The sequence below is a fragment of the Stenotrophomonas sp. YJH_SMC_32 genome (genome assembly GCF_059369975.1).
Map to the genome: position 1 here is coordinate 316,539 of NZ_JCAFTE010000003.1, position 21,346 is coordinate 337,884.

Below are 21,346 nucleotides of genomic sequence, written 5' to 3' on the forward strand. Positions count from 1 at the left end.
TCACAAACATGTCATCAAACCGTAGTCTACTGGCACCACTCCAGTAACCGAGCCCTACGGTGTCCTCGTGCAGAAACGCATCCTGATCGTCGATGACGAGCCCGCGATCCGTGAAATGGTCGCCTTCGCCCTTCGCAAGGGCGATTACGAACCGGTCCACGCCGGCGATGCCCGGGAGGCCCAGACCGCGATCGCCGATCGCGTTCCCGACCTGATCCTGCTGGACTGGATGCTGCCCGGCACCAGCGGCCTGGACCTGGCCCGCCGCTGGCGCAAGGAAACGCTGACCCGCGAAGTACCGATCATCATGCTGACCGCCCGCGGCGAAGAGAATGATCGCGTCGGTGGCCTCGAGGCCGGTGTCGATGACTATGTGGTCAAGCCGTTCTCGGCACGCGAACTGCTGGCCCGCATCCGAGCGGTCATGCGCCGCGCCCGCGAAGATGACGAGGACGGCAGCGTAGCCGTCGGCCCGATCCGTATCGACGGCGCCGCCCATCGCGTGTTCGCCAACGACCAGCCGGTGCCGATCGGCCCGACCGAATACCGTCTGCTGCATTTCTTCATGACCCATCCCGAGCGCGTCTACACCCGCGCGCAGCTGCTGGACCATGTATGGGGCGGCAGCGTGTACGTGGAGGAGCGCACCATCGACGTGCATATCCGCCGCCTGCGCAAGACGCTGGAGCCGTTCAACGCCGAGAACATGGTGCAGACCGTGCGCGGCGCCGGCTACCGCTTCTCCACTGCTACCTGAGTCTCGTCGTGCCGGCACCGCGCACCTGCGGGTGCCGGTGCCGGCAACTCTGCTATAACCCTCGGTTCACCCCAGTGAACCGCCGCACCTCAACGACGAGATCGCAATGCCCCGCCACATCCGCTCTGCCTGGTTGAAGACCCTGGCCACCGTTGCCGCGGTGCTGCTGTTCGCCGGACTGGTGGGGTGGTTCACGGGCCATCTGTGGTTGTGCATCGCACTGGGCGCGCTGGCGACCCTGGCCTGGCATTACTGGCGCCTGCGCAGCGTTCTGCGCCGGCTGACCGCGCGCCAGCGCTGGGACACCGCCGAAGAAGGCACCGGCGTCTGGAACGAACTGGACCGCCTGCTGTACCGCAACCAGGTGGAAATGCGCGTGCGCAAGCGCCGCCTGCTGGACATGCTGCGCAGCTACCGCGCTGCCGCCGCCGCGCTGCCTGATGCCGTCGTCGTGCTGGATCGCAACAGCCAGCGCGTGCAGTGGTTCAACGAAGCGGCTACCGCTCTGCTCGGCCTGCACCATCCCGGCGACCTTGGCGAGGCCCTGGTCGAACGCCTGCAGCCGATGCCGCTGGCGCATTGGCTGGCCGGCGGCCGCAATGCCGAGCCGATCCTGGACGTACCCTCGCCGGTCGATCCGGCGATCCGCCTGAACCTGCGCCTGATTCCCTATTCGTCGGACTACTGGCTGCTGATCGCGCGTGACGTCAGCAAGCTGCTGCGCCTGGAACAGGTGCGCCGTGACTTCGTGGCCAACGTTTCACATGAGCTGCGCACGCCGCTCACCGTGGTGCACGGTTACCTGGACATGATGGACCCGGAGGATTTCCCGGGAACCGGACCGATGCTGGAAGAAATGCGCAAGCAGAGCCAGCGCATGGCCCAGCTGGTGGAAGACCTGCTGACCCTGTCGCGCCTCGAATCGCAGGAACACAGCGAGGAAGAGACCGTGGCCATGCAGCCGATGCTGGCCACCCTGCGCCGCGAAGCCGAAGCGCACAGCCAGGGCCGCCACCAGATCAGCATCGACGACCTCGCCGGCGTTGACCTTCAGGGCTCGACCAAGGAACTGCACAGCGCATTCTCCAACCTGGTCACCAATGCGGTGCGCTATACGCCGGCCGGTGGCCGCATCGCGGTGGAGTTCCGCCGCGAGGGCGACGGTGCGGTGCTGGCGGTGCGCGATTCCGGCTACGGCATCCCGGCCACCCACCTGCCGCGCCTGACCGAACGCTTCTACCGTGTCTCCAGCAGCCGCTCGCGCGAAAGCGGTGGTACCGGCCTGGGCCTGTCCATCGTCAAGCACATCCTCGGCCTGCACCACGCGCGGCTGGAGATTGAAAGCGAAGTCGGCAAGGGCTCGGTGTTCTCCTGCCATTTCGATGCCGACCACGTGCGCCCGCGCGAGTCCGCCCCCCTGACCTCCATCGAAGAATGACGCCATGAGCAGCCTCGGATCCCTCCCCCTCCCCGTGAGCCCGGACAACGATCCGTTGCGTGACCCGGCGCTGTACATCAACCGCGAGCTGTCGCAGCTGGATTTCAACTTCCGCGTGCTGGCCCAGGCGATGGACCCGCAGGTGCCGCTGCTGGAGCGCCTGCGCTTCATGTGCATCTCCTGCACCAACCTCGACGAGTTCTTCGAGATCCGTGCCGCCGCCGTGCGCCACGCGCAGGAGTACGGCCTGCCACCCGCACCGGACGGGATGAGCCCGCAGGCCATCCTGAGCGCCATCCATGACCGCGCCGCCGAACTGGTGGACCAGCAGTACCGCTGCTGGAACGAGACGCTGCGGCCGGCGCTGATGGAGGCCGGCATCGGCGTGCTCGGCCGCCACTCCTGGACCGACCGCCAGAAGCGCTGGCTGCGCGCCTACTTCCGCAACGAGATCATGCCGGTGCTGTCGCCACTGGGCCTGGACCCGGTGCACCCGTTCCCGAAGATCCTCAACAAGTCGCTGAACATCGTGGTGGTGCTCAAGGGCACCGATGCGTTCGGCCGCGCCGGCCACCTGGCCATCGTGCGCGCGCCGCGCTCGCTGCCGCGCATCATCCAGCTGCCGGAAAAGCTCGGCGGGCCCCAGAACTTCGTGTTCCTCTCGTCGGTGCTGTCGACCTTCGTCGATGAGCTGTTCCCGGGCATGGAAGTCCAGGGCGCCTACCAGTTCCGCGTCACCCGCAATTCCGAGCTGGTGGTGGACGAGGAGGAAGTGGAAAACCTGGCGCTGGCGCTGCGTGACGAGCTGGTCGACCGCGGCTACCGGCCAGCGGTGCGGCTGGAGATCGCGCACGACATGCCGCGCGAGATCGTGCGGACCCTGCTGCAGAATTTCGGCCTGACCGAGAACGCGGTGTACCGCATCGATGGCCCGGTCAACCTCAACCGCATCATCCAGCTGTACGATCTCATCGCGCAACCGGACCTGAAATACCCGCCGATGACCGCGCGCACGCTGCGCGACAGTGACGGCATCTTCGAGACGGTGGCGCGCCAGGACCTGCTGCTGCACCATCCGTTCGACGCCTTCACTGCAGTGCTGGACCTGATCCGGCAGGCGGCAATCGATCCGAACGTGCTGGCGATCAAGCAGACCCTGTACCGCACCGGCAAGGACTCACTGATCGTCGATGCGCTGATCCAGGCCGCGCGCAACGGCAAGGACGTGACCGTGGTGGTCGAACTGCGCGCCCGCTTCGACGAAGAAGCCAACCTCGGCCTGGCCGATCGCCTGCAGGAAGCCGGCGTGCAGGTGGTGTACGGCGTGGTCGGCTACAAGACCCACGCCAAGATGCTGCTGATCGTGCGCCGCGAGGGCCGCAAGCTGCGCCGCTACGTGCACCTGGGTACCGGCAACTACCACAGCGGCACCGCCCGCGCGTATACCGACATCAGCCTGATCACCGCCGATGCGGACATCGGCAATGACGTGCACCTGCTGTTCCAGCAGCTGTCCGGGCTGGCGTCGAAGATGAAGCTCAAGCGCCTGCTGCAGTCGCCCTTCACCCTGCACACCGGCATCCTCGGCCGCATCGAGCGCGAGACGCGCATCGCCGCCGCCGGCCGCCCGGCGCGGATCATCGCCAAGATGAACGCACTGAACGAACCGCAGGTGGTGCGCGCGCTGTACGCCGCGTCGCAGGCCGGCGTGCAGATCGACCTGATCATCCGCGGCGCCTGCACGCTGCGACCGGGCGTACCGGGCATCTCGGACAACATCCGCGTGCGCTCGATCGTCGGCCGCTTCCTGGAACACAGCCGCGTCTACTGGTTCGGCAACGACGGCGCACCGGAAATGTACTGCGCCAGCGCCGACTGGCTGGAACGCAACCTGCTGCGCCGGGTCGAGACCTGCTTCCCGATCCTCGATCCGGAACTGGCCAAGCGGGTCTACCGCGAAGTCCTGCAGAACTACCTTGACGACAACCTCAACGCCTGGGAACTGGACGCGCACGGCATCTACCACAAGCGTGCCCCAGCCCACGACGAAGCCCCGCATTCGGCGCAGATGGCGTTGATGCAGGGGCTCTGACCCTGCCCCGGTAGATCCCGACCGCTGGTCGGGATTCGATCGCCACGGGGTCAGATCCCTTTCCTGCGGGAAAGGGATCTGACCCCTTGCAGTCCTGCGGCACGCCCTCTTCCAAAATGTGAAGGCCGCGCGGTGACGAGCACACCGCCCCTTCGGCTAACATTCGTCCATGCCGCATACCACCACGACTCCGCCCGCATTGCAGGATGGCGACCTGCTGGCCGCCATCGACCTTGGCTCCAACAGTTTCCACATGGTCATCGCGCGCTATACGCTCGGCCAGCTGCGGGTGATCGACCGCCTGCGCGAGACGGTGCGCATGGCCGATGGCCTGGATGGCAAGGGTGGTCTCTCTTCCGCTGCACGCCAACGTGCACTGGAATGCCTGGCCCGCTTCGGCCAGCGCATCCGCAATGTGCCGCCGCACCGGGTGCGCGCGCTGGCCACCAACACCGTGCGCCAGCTGCGCTCGCCGCAGTCGTTCCTGGTACCGGCCGAGACCGCACTGGGGCATGCCATCGAAGTGGTCAGCGGGCGCGAAGAAGCGCGCCTGATCTACCTGGGCGTGGCCCACGCGCAACCGCCCAAGCCCGGGCAGCGCCGGCTGGTGATCGACATCGGCGGTGGCTCCACCGAGTTCATCATCGGCATGGGCATGCAGACCCTGGAGCGCGAAAGCCTGCAGGCCGGCTGCATCGCCAGCACCCGGCGCTTTTTCCCCGGCGGCAAGCTGAGCAAGAAGCGCTGGAAGGACGCGCTGGCCGAGATTGGCCGCGAGTTCCAGCCTTTCGCCAGCAAGTACCGCGCGCTGGGCTGGCAGGAAGCGTTGGGCTCTTCCGGCACGCACAAGGCGATCAGCGAGATCTGCGCGACGATGAAGCTGAGCAAGGGCGCCATCACCGCCGAGGCCCTGCCGCAGCTGCGCGATGAACTGCTGAAGGCCAAGAAGATCGACGACATCCAGCTGCCGGGGCTGTCCAGCGACCGCCGCCCGATCATCGCCGGCGGCATCCTGGTGCTGGAAGCGGCCTTCCAGGCGCTGGGCCTGCAGAAGCTGCTGGTCAGCAAGGCGGCGATGCGCGAAGGCATCCTGTATGACATCGTCGGCCGCGCCGGCGAGAACGACCTGCGTGACGAATCGGTGGCTGCTCTCAGCCAGCGCTACGGTATCGATACCGTCCAGGCCGAGCGCGTGCAGGACACCGCGCTGTCCCTGCTGGAACAGGTGCAGGAGCGCTGGAGGCTCGATGCCGACGATGCGCGCATGCTCGGCTGGGCCGCGCGCCTGCACGAGCTGGGCCTGATGATCGCGCACAGCGGCTACCACGTGCATGGCAGCTATGTGCTGGAACACTCGGATATCGCCGGCTTCTCGCGCCAGGAGCAGCAGATGCTGGCGGCCCTGGTGCGTAGCCACCGCCGCAGCGTGACCAAGACCGCCTTCGACGCCCTGCCCGAGCGACTGCTGCTGACCGCACGCCGGCTGGCGGCCCTGCTGCGGCTGGCGGTGCTGCTCAATCGCGCCCACGAAGACGATCCGCTGCCGGCACTGGAACTGACCGCCGACGACAACCGGCTGTCGCTGATCGTGCCGCAGGCCTTCATCGATGCCCGCCCGCTGCTGCGCGCGGACCTGATCGGGGAGACCGATGGCATCGCCGGGCTGGGCATCCAGTTCCGTCCGTTCGTGGCCTGAATACGCTGTCCGCTGTTGTCCACAGGACAACCGGGGTGACGCATTTCCCACTCCCACTTTGCGCAGTCTGGCGGTTTTTTGTGCTGCTCCGCACCACAACGGCGCGCTGTGGGCAATCGCTGCCATCACGTAAGCGCCTGCTTTTGTTCACGTTTTGTGAAGGCTGGCGCGGCCGCGTGACATAAATGGATACGAACCCTTTACAGAGCATTAACTAACGAGACTACTATCGGGTCACCGGCTCGGTCATCGACCCTGCTGGCTCCTTCGACGCCCACTTTGGCGTCCTGTGCACGACCTGAGAGAGAGAGCTCGCCATGACTTCACGCACCACCGCACTGGGGCAGGCCATCCGCTACGCCCTGGCTACCACTGCAGCGCTGGCAGCGCTGCCCGCGTTTGCCCAGGAAGGCAGCAACGCCAACCCGACCAACCTCGACCGCATCGAGATCACCGGCTCGCGCATCCGCCAGGTGGACGTGGAGACCGCCCAGCCGGTGTTCGCGATCAGCCGCAACGACATCGAAAAGCAGGGGTTCAGCTCGGTTGCCGACATCCTGCAGAACGTCACCGCCATGGGCAGCCCGACCATCAGCCGCGCCAATGCGCTGACCGCAGGCGAAAACGCGGGCGGCACCTACATCGACATGCGCAACCTGGGCACCCAGCGCACCCTGGTGCTGGTCAACGGCAAGCGCCTGGGCATCAGCACGTCCGGCTACCAGGACATCTCCACGCTGCCGGTGTCCGCCGTGGAACGCATCGAGGTGCTGAAGGACGGCGCCTCTGCGATCTATGGCTCCGACGCCATGGCCGGTGTGGTGAACATCATCACCCGCTCCAATGTCACCGGTGTGACTGCCAACGTCTACCACGGCCAGTACAGCCAGGGCGACGGTGCACGCGACCGCTTCGACGTGGTCGCCGGCTGGAGCAATGAGCGCGTGTCGTTGACCTTGTCGGCCGAGCATGCCGAAGAGAAGGGCGTGTGGGCGCGCGATCGCGGCTTCAGCAAGTACGGCATGACCGATCGCCATCCGTACGACAGCAGCAACTGGACCACGATCAGCCAGTACGGCCAGTTCACGGGTCTGCGCGGCCCGGGCTGTACCGCCACTGCGGGTTGCGGCTATTCCCTCAACCGCGGCGCGGATCCCACCAACCCGGCCAATTACCACCTCACCGATACCACGCCTTTCACCGGTGACGTGAGCAACGCCAACGACCAGATGCATGTGATGTATCCGGTCAAGCGCGACTCGGTCTATTTCGACGGCCGCTTCAAGATCACCGACAACGTCAACTTCCGCACCGAGCTGGGCTACAACAAGCGTGAGTCCACCCGCCAGATCGCGGGCTATCCGCTGCAGTCGAGCACCGCCGGTGTCGGCTCGATGTCGATCAACAGCTACTTCAACCCGTTCGGCCGCCAGCACGGTTACGCCAACCCGACCGCCGTGGCCTGGAACCGCCGTACCTGGGAAGTGCCGCGCGTGACCACCAGCGAGCTGAAGACCTACCGCGCGGTGGCGTCGTTCGACGGTTCGTTCGAGATCGGCAGCCGCTACTTCGACTGGGAAGTGGGCTACCAGTACAACCGCAATGAACTGGAATCGGTGGCCACCGGCAACCTGCACAAGGGTCGCGTCGCCGGCGGCGTCGGCCCGTCGTTCTACAACGCCGCCACTGGCAAGGTGCAGTGCGGTACCGCAGCTGCACCGATCTCCTACGACGTGTGCAAGCCGTGGAACCCGTTGGTTCCGTACGGCACGACGGCTGCCGATGGCCTGTACGGCAACGAAGAACTGCAGGCGTGGCTGTTCCCGGAAGAGATCACCAAGGGCCGCACCACCTCCAAGAACTTCTTTGCCAACATCGCTGGCAGCATCGTCACCCTGCCGGCTGGCGATCTCGGCTTCGCCTTCGGCGTGGAAAGCCGCAAGGAAGAAGGCAAGTACACCCCGGATGCCCTGGCCCAGACCGGCGCTACCACCAACCTGGCCGCAGGCCCGACCGGCGGTGACTACACCGTCAACGAGGCCTACCTGGAAGTGAACGTTCCGGTGCTGGCCGACCTGCCGGGCGCGAAGGAACTGACCTTCAATGGCGCAACCCGCTTCTCGGACTACAACACCTTCGGCAACACGCTCAACAGCAAGTTCGGTTTCAAGTGGAAGCCGATCGACTCGCTGATGGTGCGTGGCACCTGGGCCGAAGGCTTCCGCGCACCGACCATCAGCGACCTGTTCGGTGGTGGTTCGGAGACCTTCGCGCAGTTCAGCGATCCGTGCGACACCCGTTTCGGTTCCTCGGCCTCCAGCGCCGAAGTCCGTGCACGTTGCGCACGCGACATCGCCAATGCGAATACCTTCCGCCAGCTCCGCCAGGGCGGCACCCCGGTGAACACGTCGACGGACGCGACGCCGGTGCCGTTCACCTCCGGGTCCAACCCGCTGCTGACGCCGGAAACCTCGACCAGCAAGACGCTGGGCCTGGTCTGGAGCCCGAGCTTCATCCAGGGCTTCAACGCCTCGCTGGACTGGTGGAAGATCCGCATCGACAACACGATCATCGCCGACACGCCGACCCAGATCCTGCAGGACTGCTATGAGTCGGGCATCGAAGCGCGCTGCTCGCGCTTCCAGCGTGACCCGGTGACCGGCATCGTGACCAACCTGAAGTTCGGCAACCGCAACGCGGGCTTCATGGAAACCGAAGGCTACGACCTGGATGTGAGCTACCGTCTGGACACCCGGTTCGGCAAGTTCAACGTGAACTCGGCCACCACCTACGTATCCAGTGCAACCTACCGCACCTCCAACGACAACTCGATCGTCCCGATCGTCACCAACGGCATCGGCAGCGCCTTCCGCGTCCGTTCCAACCTGGTGCTGGGCTACGAGCGGGGCAACTTCGGCGCGAGCTGGACCGCGCGTTACTACTCGGGCGTGAAGGAAACCTGCTCGAACATCGCGCTGTACCCGGACGAATGCTCGGATCCGGGTGTGTATGCACCGTGGTACAAGGGCGCCCGCAACTACAACGAGCGTGGTGCGGTCACCTTCCACGACGTGCAGGTGCGCTACTCGCTGCCGTGGGATGCCACCGTGTCGGTCGGTGCCAACAACGTGTTTGAAAAGACCGGCCCGATCATGTACAGCAAGCCGAACTCGGCCTTCTCGTACTACGGCGGCTACGACATCGGCCGCTTCGTCTACATGAAGTACCAGCAGCGCTTCTGATCCATCGCGCTGTGACATGAAGCACCAGGACCACGGCCCTTCGGGGCCGTGGTTTTTTGTTGGCCGCAGCGCCCCTGCGGTGGCCGGCGCCCCCGTCATCTGACGGTCGCAAAGTGGTCATGTCGGCTACATCGCCAGGGCCGAGCATGCCGGAAACCGGGAGGCCCGCCATGCGCTATGCCATCGTCACCGAGACCTATCCGCCGGAAGTCAACGGCGTCGCCCTCACCGTACAGGGCCTGGAGCAGGGTCTGCGTGCAGCCGGACACGAGATCGACCTCGTCCGCCCCCGCCAGTCCACCGAAGCGCTGGATTCGGCACCCGGCACCTTGCTGGTTCCCGGCGCTGCCCTGCCCCGCTACCCCGGCCTGCGCTTCGGCCTGCCAGCCCCGATCCGGCTGGGCCGCCATTGGCAGAATCAGCGTCCGGATGCGGTCTACATCGCCACAGAAGGTCCACTCGGCTGGTCGGCACTGCGTACCGCACGTCGCCTCGGCATTCCGGTCGCCAGCGGCTTCCACACCCGCTTCGACGAGTACCTGCCCGACTATGGCGTGGCATGGCTGCAGGCCGCGGCCATGCGCTGGATGCGCCGCTTCCACAACCAGGCGGACGCTACCTTGGTGCCGACCCGCGAACTGCAGCAGTTCCTCGGCGAACAGGGCTTCGAACGCGTGCGCCTGCTGGCCCGTGCGGTGGACAGCCAGCAATTCGATCCAGGCCGGCGCGATCCTGCACTGCGCGAGGAATGGGGCGTGGATGGCAACGGCCTGGTGGCGATCTATGTCGGCCGCATTGCTGCTGAAAAGAACCTCGGCCTGGCGGTGAAGGCATTCCGCCGCCTGCAGCAGATCCGGCCCAAGGCACGCTTTGTATGGGTGGGTGACGGCCCGGCCCGCGAGAAGCTGGCACATGAAAATCCCGATTTCATCTTCTGTGGCATCCAGCGCGGCGATGCGCTGGCCCGCCACTTCGCCAGCGGCGATCTGTTCCTGTTCCCCAGCCGCAGTGAGACGTTCGGCAACGTGACTCTGGAAAGCATGGCCAGCGGTGTGGCCACCGTGGCCTTCGACTACGGCGCCGCGCGTGAGTACCTGCGCAACGGCGAGAACGGCGCAGCGGTGGACAGCGACGAGCAGTTCATCGAGGCCGCCGTGCAACTGGCCGCCGATGACGCGAAACGCCACGAACTGGGCGGCAATGCTGCACGCGCGATGAAGCGATTGCATCCACAGCAGGTGGTGGCCGAGTTCGATGCGTTGCTGGCCGAGCTTGCGCAGTCGCGGAGGAGCGGCCATGCGCACCACGCCGCTTGAACTGCTGGCAGGGCGCGAGGCGCGCTTGTGCCGGCGGGCGAACCACTACTGCCGGCGCCGCCGCGTGCGCCGCCTGTTCTCGGCCATCAGCCGTCTCGGCGATGGCGTGTTCTGGTATGTGCTGATGGCTGCGCTGGTGGTGCTGGATGGCTTCGATGGCCTGCGCGCCTCGGTGCACATGGCCGCCACCGGCCTGGCCGCATTGCTGCTGTACAAGGGCCTCAAGCGCTGGACGCGGCGTCCGCGGCCTTACGCGGCCGATCTTCGCATCCGCGCCTGGGTGGCACCGTTGGACGAATTCAGCTTCCCCTCCGGGCACACCCTGCACGCAGTGTCGTTCACCATCGTCGCACTGGCCTACTACCCCTGGCTGGCACCCTTGCTGGTGCCGTTCACCCTCGGCGTCGCACTGTCGCGGGTGGTGCTGGGCCTGCACTATCCTTCCGACGTGCTCGCCGCCACGGGCATCGCCGTCCTGCTGGCTTCGGCCAGCCTGACCTGGCTGCCGCTGCCGGTGTAGCCCCGGGGTCAGATCCTTTTCCTTCGGAAAAGAGATCTGACCCCCACAATACCGGCGGCGCTACCATCATCATTGATGGCCTAGAATGCAGGCATGACCACGTTGTTCATATCCGACCTGCACCTGGACCCCAGCCGTCCGGAGATCACCGACCTGTTCCTGCGCTTCCTGCGCGAGCAGGCGCCCGGCGCCGATGCGCTGTACATCCTCGGCGACCTGTTCGAGGCCTGGATCGGCGACGACACGCCCTCTCCGGCCGCCGATGCGGTGGCCGATGCGTTGAAGGTGCTGTCCGACAGCGGCGTGCCCGTGTACTTCATCCGCGGCAACCGCGACTTCCTGCTTGGCGAGGACTATGCGCGCCGTGCCGGCCTGCGCATCCTGCCCGACCCGTGCATGATCGAGCTGTACGGCCGCCCGGTGCTGCTGCAGCATGGTGACCTGCTGTGCACCGATGACATCCCCTACCAGCAGTTCCGTGCGCAGACCCGCGACCCGGTGTTCCAGGCGCAGTTCCTGTCGCAGCCGCTGGCCGCACGCATCGCCTTCGCGCAGAAGGCGCGCGAGGCGAGCCAGGCCCGCCAGTCGGAAATGAAGCAGGGCGATCGTGCGCAGTTTGAGACCGTCACCGACGTGGCCCCGTCCGAAGTCGATGCTACCTTCGTCCGCCACGGCGTGGACACCATGATCCACGGTCACACGCACCGTCCGGCCATCCACGCACTGCAGGCCGGTGGACGCGATTGCATCCGTATCGTGCTGGGTGACTGGTACGAACAGGGTTCGGTGCTGCGTGTGGATGCCAACGGCTGGTCGCTGGATACGCTCGCCCGCGATTGATGGATCGCAGGATGCCAACCAGGGTTGGCATCTACCCGAGCCGGTGAACGCGCCCGGGTAGACGCCGCCGCTTGGTCGGCGCTTGGCCTCAGCGGAAGGCCGCGATGGTGGCCTTGGTGTTGACCAGCACGCGCTGGTTGTCAGCGGTACTGGCATTGCCCATCGGGATGCCGTTGTAGCTGATGTTCGGGTTGGACCAGTAGTTCAGGCGCGGGCAGCTGCGGGTGCAGTTATAGGCCATGATCGTGCGCCAGCCGGTGCCGCTGGACGGCTCATAGCGGTAGCCGTGGCCATAGGCGTAGGGCGATGTGCTCGGGTCGGTGGCGATGTCATGCCGCGCGCTCTGCAGGTGGCCGATCTCATGCGCGAATGAGTAGTAGCCGGTCGCGCAATCCCAGTACACCGCCGCAAACGCCGTCGACGCGGTCGAGCCAATCCCCGAGGCCAGGCCGCAGTAGGCACTGTTGTTGATCAGCAGCACGCCGACATCGGCCGCGGTGGTGTTGCGGCTGGTGTGGATGCTGTCCATGTAGCCGTCGCTGGTGCCACGGAAACGCGACAGGTCGGTGGTGAAGTTGCCAGACTCGCTGTAGCTGGTGGTCTCGTAACCGGCCAGTTGCAGCGTCAGGCCGACGTTGCTGTTGCCGTAGCCCTGGTTGGACTCGGCCACCGCCAGCTGCACCAGCGACTGCATGTTGCCGCCATAGGCGGCGACGGCGGCATTGGTCGCCACCACCAGCACACGGATGGTCGCCGGCGTACCGGACGATGCCTGCGCGATGCCGATGCGATCGTTGTTGCCCATCGGGATCTTCGGCAGCTGGTTGTAGTCGGCCGGATGGTCGGCCGGCATCCGCGATTCATCCACTTCCACCAGCACGTGGCGGTTGCCCAACGGGCGCAGGCGATACAGCTTTCCATCCTTGCGGATCGAGCCGGTGACGGTGTCGCCCGAGCGCACCAGGATCAGCGAATTGCCGGGGTCGTCCTGGCCGTTGGAGGTGGCCGCGGTCAGTTTGTCCGAGGGCGAACGGAACTGGCCGTACCAGATGCTGCCGCCATCGGGCAGTGCTTCGACCTTGCTGCGCACCGCCTGCACCCGCCGGCCGAGCAGTTCGAATTCCAGCTGCGGTTGTGCAGTGGCTGCTGCATCGACACGCACTTCCTGTACCGTCGCCGTGGACGGGGTGGCCAGCAGCTTGCCCAGTGCGGGCTCGCTGTTTGCCGATGCGCGGCTGATGACCGTCACCGGCTCGAACAACGGTGCCGCATGCGCGGCCGCTGCCACCGACAAACCCAACACCAGGCCACCTGCCGCTTTGCCAATCGATCTGGACAACATTGCGTCGCTCCTTGAATGATGTGAACAGCGTTGATGCAGCACGACCCGGTGTGCCGGGTCTGACCATATGGCCTGCGCGGGGCGTGTGAATTCAATAGGCGAGAGAAGTGAAAATCAGGATTTGTGATCGACCGCATCTGGATTAAGTAAGGTCAAAAGCGTTGCTACACGTCGCGAATACACCGCTTTCGCGCTACCGTGACGCAGCCACGACGGGGAATGCACATGGCACCATCGCAGGACACGGACGAAGATGTCGGCTTGCTGCGGATCGGGCTGTTCTTCGATGGCACCCGCAACAACGCACACAACCTGGCCCGTGGCAGGCCCCAGCTGCCGCAGCCGCGCCCGGCGCAGCTGCGTGCGGATGACGATTCGACCTACCAGAGCCGGTTGACCAGCAGCTACGACAATGGCCTGACCAACATCGCCCGCCTGCAGCAGCTGTACCCGGACAGCCGCAGCGGGACATCGGCGCCCCCGTCCCTGTCGATCTACGTGGAAGGTGTCGGTACCCGCGATGACGCCGACGACGACCTGATCGGACTGGCGTTCGGCATTGGCGCCAGCGGTGTGCGCGCCAAAGTGCAGCGTGCGCTGCAGGTGCTGCTGCCGGCGGCACTGGGTGCACTCGCTGCACGCTGGCAGCGACCACTGCGTGGCGTGCAGCTGGATCTGTTCGGCTTTTCACGGGGTGCGGCCGCCGCGCGCGATGTGGCCAACCAGTTGCAGGCCTGGGATCGCACCCGCTGGCGGCAGCTGTTGCAGGCCGCTGGCCTGTCCTGCACAACGGACTTCGCCCCGGCCGATCCGCCGCTGCGCTTCATCGGCCTGTTCGACACGGTGGTTGCGGTCAGCGGTGGCCGCACCGACGAACAACCTCACCTCGCGCTGCATGCAGGCGTTGCCAGGCAGGTGCTGCAACTGAGCGCGCGTGACGAGCATCGCCAGCACTATCCATTGACCAGCGTGGCGCCAGCGTTCACCGAGATCGCACTGCCCGGCGTGCACGCCAACATCGGCGGCGGCTACAACCAGCTCGAAGAAGGGCCCAAGCTGCTCAGTCGCCCGCGCCGGCAGCTGCTGCGCCGCCCGAGCGTGGCCGAGTACCAGACGCCACCGCTGGCGATCCTGCAGGCGACCACGGCCTACGCCGAGGCACAGGCCGATGCCGAGCGCTGGCGGCAGCAGCTGGGCCTGGACGAAAAGGAAGTCTTGGTGGATGTCTGGCACCAGTGGCAGCAACAGCGTCGCGCCGGCAGCCGCAGCGTAGTGCTGTCACCGGTGCTGTACGTGACGGCGGCCGTGGTGTTGCGCCGGCGCATCGACTGGCGCTACCAGCTGATCGCGCTTCAGGTGATGCAGCAGCATGCCATCGATGCCGGCGTGCAATGGACGGCCAATGCCAACGCAGTCCCCGGCTGGGAGCTGCCGTCGGCCCTGCAGCCGATCGCACGACGACTGGTGGCCGGACAGCCACTGACGCAAACGCAGGAGGCGCTGTTGCGGCGGCGTTACCTGATGCAGTCGGCGCACTGGAACTTCGACGCGCTGGGCGACACCGCACTGACCTACGCCGCCGATGCCGGCGTCAGCGAGCTGCCGTACCGGCCGGGCCCCGGCCTGTTCTACATCAACCGTCCAACGGTGGATGGCAAGCGCGTGGTACTGCCGAACGCATGAAAAAAGGGACGGAGGGAATTAAGTCGTTTTGGCACAAACGACTTAATTCCCTCCGTCCCTTTTTTTCAAACGGCCTGCTCGACCAGGTTGGCGAGTTCGTCCGCATCGAATCCAGCCAGCAGGCGCGCTTCGATGTTGAACGGCCCATGCAGGTAGCCGCCGGCGTACTCCACCAGCAGCTCCTTGAAACGCGCGCGCGGCTCGACACCGGCGCGGTCGCAGTACCAGCGATACCAGCGCGAACCGGCGGCAACATGCGCCACTTCCTCGCGCAGGATCACCTCCAGCACATCGGCGGTTTCGCCATCACCGACATTGCGCAGCTTCTCGATCATGCCCGGGGTGACGTCCAGGCCACGCGCTTCCAGCACGCGCGGCACCAGCGCCATGCGCGCCAGGCCGTCATGCGCGGTCTTTTCGCACATTTCCCACAGACCGTTGTGTGCGGGGAAATCAGCATAGTCGTGGTCATGCACCTGCAGGCGCTCGTGCAGCAGCATGAAATGCCGCGATTCGTCATCGGCACAGCTGACCCAATCAGCATGGAACGCCGACGGCAGGCCCCGGAACCGGTACACCGCGTCCCAGGCCAGGTCGATCGCGTTGAGCTCGATATGGGCGATGGCGTGGATGAAGGCAGCCCGCCCTTCCACGCCGCCCAGTCCACGCCGTGGTACCTCGCGCGGATGCACCAGCACCAGTCGTCCCGGACGACCCGGCATGCAGATCGGATCCGGCGGCGGCGCATCCGCGGCCACCTTCAGGCGACCGGCACGGAACGCGGCCGCATACGCCTGGGTCAATGCGACCTTGCGCAGCGGATCGGCTTCAGCCAGGCACTGCTGCGCAGCGCGCAGCAGGTCGCCACCAACGTCGGGCACATCCACCACGCCTGATCCTCAGGCGCGGCGCTTGTGCTTGGCATCGTCCGAACGCAACTGCTGGATGCGCTCGAAGTAGCCCGGCTCGATACCGGTCGGGTAGTGGCCGTTGAAGCAGGACGAATCGAAGCTGCGCAGCGCCGGGTTGCCTTCGCTCACCGCCGCTTCCATGTCTTCCAGGTCCTGGTAGATCAGCCAGTCGCAGCCCAGGTGGGCCTCGATCTCTTCCACCGTGCGGTTGTGCGCGACCAGCTCTTCGGCCGCCGGCATGTCGATGCCGTAGATGTTCGGGTAGCGCACCGGCGGCGCGGCGCTGGCCAGGTAGACCTTGCGCGCGCCGGCATCACGGGCCATCTGCACGATCTGCTGGCTGGTGGTGCCACGCACGATCGAATCGTCCACCAGCAGCACCACGCGGTTGCGGAACTCCAGGTGGATCGGGTTGAGCTTGCGGCGCACCGACTTCACGCGTTCCCCCTGCCCCGGCATGATGAAGGTGCGGCCGATGTAGCGGTTCTTGATGAAGCCTTCGCGGTACTTCACCCCGAGCACATTGGAGATCTCCAGCGCGGCATCGCGCGAGGTATCCGGGATCGGGATGATGGTGTCGATGTCGTGGTCCGGGCGCAGGCGCAGGATCTTCTCGCCCAGCTTGATGCCCATGCGCATGCGTGCCTTGTGCACCGAGACGTTGTCGATCATCGAATCCGGTCGCGCGAAGTACACGTATTCGAAGATGCACGGGGTGTGCTCGGCCGGCTCGGCGCAGATTTCCGAGAACAGCTCGCCGCGCGCGGTGATCACCAGCGCTTCGCCCGGCTGCACGTCACGCACGCGCTGGAAACCCAGCACGTCCAGCGCGGCCGACTCGGACGCCACGATGTACTCCTCGCCTTCTGCGTGGCTGCGCTTGCCCAGCACCAGCGGGCGGATGCCATGCGGGTCGCGGAAGGCCACCAGGCCCAGGCCCAGCACCACGCTGACCACTGCATAGCCGCCCTTGCAGCGGCGATGCACGCCGGCCACCGCGCGGATCGCGGCTTCCGGGCTGAGCTGGCGCTGCTGCTCCAGTTCGTAGGCAAACACGTTCAACAGCACTTCGCTGTCCGAATCGGTGTTGACGTTGCGCCGGTCCTGTTCGAACACCTGCTGGCGCAGCGCCTCGGTGTTGATCAGGTTGCCGTTGTGGGCCAGCGCGATGCCGTAAGGCGAATTCACGTAGAACGGCTGTGCCTCGTCCATGCCTTCCGAACCTGCCGTCGGATAGCGCACGTGCGCGATGCCAACGCTGCCTTCCAGCGTGGACATGGTGCGGGCGTCGAACACATCGCGGACCAGGCCGGTGGCCTTCTGCACCCGCAGGCGGCTGCCATTGGCGGTGGCGATACCTGCCGCGTCCTGGCCGCGGTGCTGGAGAACGGTCAAGCCGTCATACAACTGCCCGGCGACGTTCTGGTTGCCGACGATTCCGACGATGCCACACATGGTGCGAGGTCTCCGCTGGGCTGTGCCCAGTTACAAGGAAGGTGGCCGTACCTGGCCGCGGTGGTCGCCGCGCCTGCGGTCGACATTGGCCGGATCGTCCGGCTCGATACTGTCCGGCAGTGCTGGGGCGTCCGGGCGCACTTCGGCCGGATCGTATGCATCGCCCTGTTCCGCTTTCGCGGGCCGCAGCCATCCGCCGCCCGCCACTACCTGGTTGAGGATGCCATTATCGCCTGCCGCGCCCGGCTTTCCCAACCCGGCGCCTGCGTTCTTCCCCAATTCCATCAATGCAGATGGGGACAGCATGTCGGTCGGCAAGGCCTTGGGCAGCATGTCGGCGCCGGGTACCTGCCAGTGCGGCAGCTTCCCGTTCATCCAGGCCACGGCAGGATTCAGCACCGGGCGAACCGCCGAGCGCTTCCAGGAGGGCTCGGCGGTCAGCGGGGTGAAGCCGGCCAGCAGCACCAGGATCGCCGCGATCAGGCCACCGCGCACGGCCCCCAGTACACCGCCCAGCAACCGGTCCAGGCTGGTCAGCATGCTGCGGTGGATCATCGCCTTGATGACCATGCCGATCACCGCGACCACGATCATCACGCCAATACCCACGCCCAGGTAGCCGCCGACGAAATGTTCGCCGCCAGGTGCCGCGGGTGCCGCCCACCAGCGCGCGGCATCGTTGCCGAAGGCGAAGGCCGCCCACGCGGCCAGCAGCCACGACAACGTGCCGATGACGATTCCCACGAAGCCACGCAGCATCCCGAGCAGGGTCGAGGCAGCGATCACGATCAGCAGCACCACGTCGATCATGGCGCCCCGCTCCTTCGGCGGCGCTGGCAACGGGCCTGCACGTCGGTCATGGGTGCGGTCGGACCATGCCGGCGACGCCAACCTTGGCGGCGACCTGCGCCTTCAGCTGTTCGGCGTCAGCCCGGTTGGCCACCGGTCCGACACGGACGCGATGCAGGGTGCCCTTTTCGGTACGCACCTGCTCGACGAAGGCGCTGAAGCCGGCAGCACGGACCTTGTCACGCAGCGCATTGGCATCGCTGGCCTGGCCGAACGCGCCCAGCTGCACGGCGAAGCCGACGCCGCTGGCCGCCGGTGCAGCCGGCGTGGCCGGTGCCGTCGCCGGCTTGCTGGCGGTGGCCTCCGGCTTCGGCTCGGGCTTCGGGGTTTCGGGCTTCGGCGCCGGCTTCGGCGGCTCGGGCTTGGCCGCCGGAGTGGCCGTCGCAGTCGGCGTACTCGGCGGCAGGCTTTCGCTGCGCACCGGGTTGCTGCTGGCGGACGGCGAGGTGGCTGCGGACGGGGTACTGGCGCTTGGCGTAGCCGGTGCCGGGGTAGCTGCCACCGGGGCGCTGCTGCCCGTTGCGGCATCCAGAGTGATCACTTCGGCCTTCACATCGGCGCGGATCTTCACCGCCTGCAGCCGGGCCGCCTCGGCCTGTGCACGGTCGGCATACGGCCCCACGCGCACACGCCATGCCTGACGGCCGTTGATGGTAGTCGCTTCTGCGAAGCCCGGCAGCTGCGAGCGCTGCAGGTAGGCGATCACGGCATCGGCGTCGGCCTTGCTGCCGTATGCGCCGAAAGTGACGGCGTAGTTGCCAGCGGCAACCGCCGGGGACGTGTCCGCGGTCGGCGGCGTGGCCGGCGTGGCGGCCTCCTGCAGCGGCTTGGCCTGCCCGGTCTGCAGGCCGGTAGCCCCACCGGCCGGGGCCACCAGCGGCAGTTCACGGGTTTCGAACTGGCCATCGGCCGGTGCATCCGGCGCGGCGATCGGCACCGAGGCCACGCCGCTGTCCGGTGCAGGCCCCTTGACCAGCATCGGCAGGAAAATCACGGCCAGTGCAACCAGCACGATGGCACCAATCAGACGCTGTTTCAGAGGCGTATCCACGTGAGGCGGCAACTGTCCGGAGGTTGCGGTCGATTATACGGGTGCCGGACCGGACGGCGTCGGGATTGGCTGAACGTGGCTCAGGCGCTGCCCTGCAACCACTGCAACGCGGCGGCAGCGGTATGGAAGGAGCCAAACACCAGTACGCGGTCACCGCGCTCGGCCCGGGCCAGTACCTGCGCCAGCGCCTGTTCGACCGAAGCGGCCAGCTGCGCGCTGCCAGCAGCGGTCTCGGCCAGGCGCGCCTGCAACTGGGCGGCACTCTGGCCACGCGGGCCGTCCAGGCCGGCAAGGGTCCACTCGCCAACCACGCCCTGCAATGCCTGCACCACACCCGCCGCGTCCTTGTCCTGCAATGCGGTATACACCGCCAAGGTGCGCCCGGCCGACGCCTCGGCCTTCAGCGCGCGCGCCAGCTGGCCCGCCGCCTGCGGGTTGTGCCCGACGTCGACGCGGATCTGCACACCGCCACGCTCGAACGCCTGCAGGCGGCCCGGAATGCGCGCCGCCGCGATACCGGCGGCCCACGCCGCGCGCGGCACCGGCTTGTCCAGCGCGCGCAGCGCGGCGATGGCCGCACCGGCATTGGCCAGCTGGATCGGGCCGGCCAGCGCCGGGGTCGGCAGCTCCATGCGCAGGCCGACATCGCGCCAGCGCCAGCGCTGGGCGTCGATCGGCTCGTAGAAGTAATCGCTGCCGCCGCGGATCGCGTTGGCACCGACCAGGTAGGCACGCGCGAGCACGCTCGAGGGCGGGTCGGTCTCGCCCAGGATCACCGGCTTCCAGCCGCGGATGATGCCGGCCTTCTCGGTGCCGATCGCCTCGCGGTCCTCGCCCAGCCACTCGGCGTGGTCGATGTCCACGGTGGTGATCACCGCCACGTCGGCATCGACGATGTTGACCGCATCCAGGCGGCCGCCCAGGCCCACTTCCAGCACCGCCAGGTCCAGCCCGGCGTCGGCGAACAGCTGCAGCGCAGCCAGCGTGCCGTACTCGAAATAGGTCAGCGTGGTCTCGCCACGCGCGGCCTCGACCGCACTGAACGCAGCGACCAGCGCGGCATCGTCCACGTCCTGGCCGTCGATGCGCACGCGCTCGTTGTAGCGCAGCAGGTGCGGCGAGGTGTACGCGCCGACCTTCCAGCCGGCGGCACGTGCAATGGCTTCGATGAAGGCCACGGTGGAGCCCTTGCCGTTGGTGCCACCGACCACGATGGTGCGCTTGGCCGGCGCCCCCAGGCCCATCGCCGTGGCCACGGCGCGCACGCGCTCCAGGCCCATGTCGATGCTCGCCGGATGCTGGCGTTCAATGTAGTCCAGCCAGTCGGCCAGGGTGGTCGGGGTGTTCGTCACGGCAGCGGTTCCAGCAGAAGCAGTTGGTGCGAGGGGATCGATCAGAGTGCGCGGTGCTTGGCTTCGCCGAAGAACGGCGTGTGGTGGGCGCAGTCGTTCAGGCGCACCACTTCCAGGCTGTCAAGGTCGGCGCCTTCGAGCAGGTTGAGCGTGGTCGGTGCCTGGCGGAAGGTCCACAGGCGGGAGATCGGCAGGCCCAGCACCTTGCACAGGATCACGCGGTTCACCGCGTCATGGGCAACCACCAGCAGGGTGTCGTGCTCGCCGAGGCCGTCGGTGGCGCGGGCCAGGCCGCGCCAGCTGCGCTCCAGCACCAGGCGCAGCGATTCGCCGCCGGGCATCAGCACGGTATCCGGCTCCTCGCGCCAGGCCTGCAGGCGCGACGGATCCTTCTCGTGGATCTCGCTGGCCAGCAGCCCTTCCCATTCGCCGTGGGCGATTTCCTGCAGTTCCGGCTCGGTCAGCAGCATGTCGGCACGGGCGGCGCCAAGCGCCAGCTGCGCGGTGCGCTGCGCGCGCGACAGCGGCGAGGCGACGGCACGGGTGATGTCGACCGAGGCCAGGCGGGCACCCAGTGCCTGGGCCTGAGCTTCGCCGATCGGCGACAGCGGGATGTCGATCTGGCCCTGATAGCGGCCTTCGGCGTTCCACGGCGTTTCACCGTGGCGGGCAAGCAGGATGCGCATGCGTGCAAGGGGTCCTGGGGGGAGGAGGTTCCCGCGTTTCGTTCACATCCTGTGAAGTGCGCGGAACACGGATGATACCTGTTCGGCGCGCCGGGTCGGGGCGGGCATGAAAAAAC

General features: G+C 66.9%; 16 protein-coding genes. 9 read left to right on the top strand and 7 right to left on the bottom strand.

Features of this window, described 5'->3' with window-relative positions; all coding sequences use genetic code 11:
• Nucleotides 1–67 precede the first annotated feature (67 nt).
• From phoB to lpxH, 8 genes are all read left to right on the top strand, one after another.
• Complete coding sequence (phoB, locus tag AC5P7S_RS07540) at nt 68–757, top strand: phosphate regulon transcriptional regulator PhoB (protein WP_005408258.1); 690 nt, start codon at nt 68–70, stop codon at nt 755–757.
• Nucleotides 758–863: 106 nt separating this feature from the next.
• Nucleotides 864–2,195 (top strand): phosphate regulon sensor histidine kinase PhoR, encoded by a 1,332-nt coding sequence (gene phoR / locus AC5P7S_RS07545; RefSeq protein ID WP_005415460.1) that lies wholly within the window; start codon nt 864–866, stop codon nt 2,193–2,195.
• Between the two features lie 4 nt (nt 2,196–2,199).
• A complete protein-coding gene (gene ppk1 / locus AC5P7S_RS07550) occupies nt 2,200–4,287 on the top strand; it encodes a polyphosphate kinase 1 (RefSeq protein ID WP_032953971.1) in 2,088 nt (695 codons plus the stop codon).
• A 169-nt stretch (nt 4,288–4,456) separates the two neighbouring features.
• Nucleotides 4,457–5,983: an exopolyphosphatase gene (ppx, locus tag AC5P7S_RS07555; RefSeq protein WP_005415458.1), complete on the top strand. Its 1,527-nt coding sequence runs from the start codon at nt 4,457–4,459 to the stop codon at nt 5,981–5,983.
• 317 nt (nt 5,984–6,300) lie between these two features.
• Nucleotides 6,301–9,225, top strand: coding sequence for a TonB-dependent receptor domain-containing protein (locus AC5P7S_RS07560; protein WP_005415457.1), 2,925 nt, complete (start codon nt 6,301–6,303; stop codon nt 9,223–9,225).
• 170 nt (nt 9,226–9,395) lie between these two features.
• Nucleotides 9,396–10,541, top strand: coding sequence for a glycosyltransferase family 4 protein (locus AC5P7S_RS07565; protein WP_053500127.1), 1,146 nt, complete (start codon nt 9,396–9,398; stop codon nt 10,539–10,541).
• Nucleotides 10,522–11,061, top strand: a complete 540-nt coding sequence (locus AC5P7S_RS07570; RefSeq protein ID WP_065185789.1) for a phosphatase PAP2 family protein — start codon at nt 10,522–10,524, stop codon at nt 11,059–11,061. Before AC5P7S_RS07565 ends, AC5P7S_RS07570 begins: the two co-directional genes overlap by 20 nt.
• 93 nt (nt 11,062–11,154) lie before the next feature.
• Nucleotides 11,155–11,901 carry a UDP-2,3-diacylglucosamine diphosphatase gene (lpxH, locus tag AC5P7S_RS07575; protein ID WP_095377045.1) on the top strand — a complete coding sequence of 249 codons (747 nt, stop codon included), beginning with the start codon at nt 11,155–11,157 and terminating at the stop codon, nt 11,899–11,901.
• Between the two features lie 88 nt (nt 11,902–11,989).
• Here lpxH and AC5P7S_RS07580 read toward each other — a convergent pair whose 3' ends face one another.
• Nucleotides 11,990–13,243 (bottom strand): M12 family metallo-peptidase, encoded by a 1,254-nt coding sequence (locus AC5P7S_RS07580; RefSeq protein WP_069138938.1) that lies wholly within the window; start codon nt 13,241–13,243, stop codon nt 11,990–11,992.
• A 225-nt stretch (nt 13,244–13,468) separates the two neighbouring features.
• Between AC5P7S_RS07580 and AC5P7S_RS07585 the strand changes: the two genes are divergently transcribed.
• Complete coding sequence (locus AC5P7S_RS07585; RefSeq protein ID WP_495213618.1) at nt 13,469–14,926, top strand: T6SS phospholipase effector Tle1-like catalytic domain-containing protein; 1,458 nt, start codon at nt 13,469–13,471, stop codon at nt 14,924–14,926.
• 65 nt (nt 14,927–14,991) lie between these two features.
• On the opposite strand, the gene AC5P7S_RS07590 is transcribed toward AC5P7S_RS07585, so the two are convergent.
• From AC5P7S_RS07590 to AC5P7S_RS07615, 6 genes are all read right to left on the bottom strand, one after another.
• The gene (locus AC5P7S_RS07590; protein WP_095377047.1) at nt 14,992–15,816 is read right to left on the bottom strand and encodes a ferritin-like domain-containing protein; all 825 of its coding nucleotides are present in this window, start codon (nt 15,814–15,816) and stop codon (nt 14,992–14,994) included.
• A gap of 9 nt (nt 15,817–15,825) precedes the next feature.
• A complete protein-coding gene (purF, locus tag AC5P7S_RS07595; protein WP_065185785.1) occupies nt 15,826–17,292 on the bottom strand; it encodes an amidophosphoribosyltransferase in 1,467 nt (488 codons plus the stop codon).
• A 30-nt stretch (nt 17,293–17,322) separates the two neighbouring features.
• The gene (locus AC5P7S_RS07600; RefSeq protein WP_005415448.1) at nt 17,323–18,102 is read right to left on the bottom strand and encodes a CvpA family protein; all 780 of its coding nucleotides are present in this window, start codon (nt 18,100–18,102) and stop codon (nt 17,323–17,325) included.
• Between the two features lie 46 nt (nt 18,103–18,148).
• On the bottom strand, nt 18,149–19,192 hold the full coding sequence (locus AC5P7S_RS07605; RefSeq protein WP_095377049.1) for an SPOR domain-containing protein: 1,044 nt from the start codon (nt 19,190–19,192) through the stop codon (nt 18,149–18,151).
• 80 nt (nt 19,193–19,272) lie between these two features.
• Nucleotides 19,273–20,544, bottom strand: coding sequence for a bifunctional tetrahydrofolate synthase/dihydrofolate synthase (gene folC / locus AC5P7S_RS07610; RefSeq protein ID WP_095377050.1), 1,272 nt, complete (start codon nt 20,542–20,544; stop codon nt 19,273–19,275).
• A 41-nt stretch (nt 20,545–20,585) separates the two neighbouring features.
• A complete protein-coding gene (locus AC5P7S_RS07615; RefSeq protein WP_005415444.1) occupies nt 20,586–21,230 on the bottom strand; it encodes a histidine phosphatase family protein in 645 nt (214 codons plus the stop codon).
• Nucleotides 21,231–21,346 lie beyond the last annotated feature (116 nt).

Excerpts from the sequence above, each read along its gene's own strand:
- AC5P7S_RS07600 (WP_005415448.1), bottom strand. The coding sequence starts at position 18,102 with ATGATCGACGTGGTGCTGCTGATCGTGATCGCTGCCTCGACCCTGCTC.
- AC5P7S_RS07570 (WP_065185789.1), top strand. The coding sequence starts at position 10,522 with ATGCGCACCACGCCGCTTGAACTGCTGGCAGGGCGCGAGGCGCGCTTG.
- ppx (WP_005415458.1), top strand. The coding sequence starts at position 4,457 with ATGCCGCATACCACCACGACTCCGCCCGCATTGCAGGATGGCGACCTG.
- lpxH (WP_095377045.1), top strand. The coding sequence starts at position 11,155 with ATGACCACGTTGTTCATATCCGACCTGCACCTGGACCCCAGCCGTCCG.
- phoR (WP_005415460.1), top strand. The coding sequence starts at position 864 with ATGCCCCGCCACATCCGCTCTGCCTGGTTGAAGACCCTGGCCACCGTT.
- ppk1 (WP_032953971.1), top strand. The coding sequence starts at position 2,200 with ATGAGCAGCCTCGGATCCCTCCCCCTCCCCGTGAGCCCGGACAACGAT.
- AC5P7S_RS07580 (WP_069138938.1), bottom strand. The coding sequence starts at position 13,243 with ATGTTGTCCAGATCGATTGGCAAAGCGGCAGGTGGCCTGGTGTTGGGT.
- AC5P7S_RS07560 (WP_005415457.1), top strand. The coding sequence starts at position 6,301 with ATGACTTCACGCACCACCGCACTGGGGCAGGCCATCCGCTACGCCCTG.
- AC5P7S_RS07615 (WP_005415444.1), bottom strand. The coding sequence starts at position 21,230 with ATGCGCATCCTGCTTGCCCGCCACGGTGAAACGCCGTGGAACGCCGAA.
- purF (WP_065185785.1), bottom strand. The coding sequence starts at position 17,292 with ATGTGTGGCATCGTCGGAATCGTCGGCAACCAGAACGTCGCCGGGCAG.
- AC5P7S_RS07565 (WP_053500127.1), top strand. The coding sequence starts at position 9,396 with ATGCGCTATGCCATCGTCACCGAGACCTATCCGCCGGAAGTCAACGGC.
- AC5P7S_RS07585 (WP_495213618.1), top strand. The coding sequence starts at position 13,469 with ATGGCACCATCGCAGGACACGGACGAAGATGTCGGCTTGCTGCGGATC.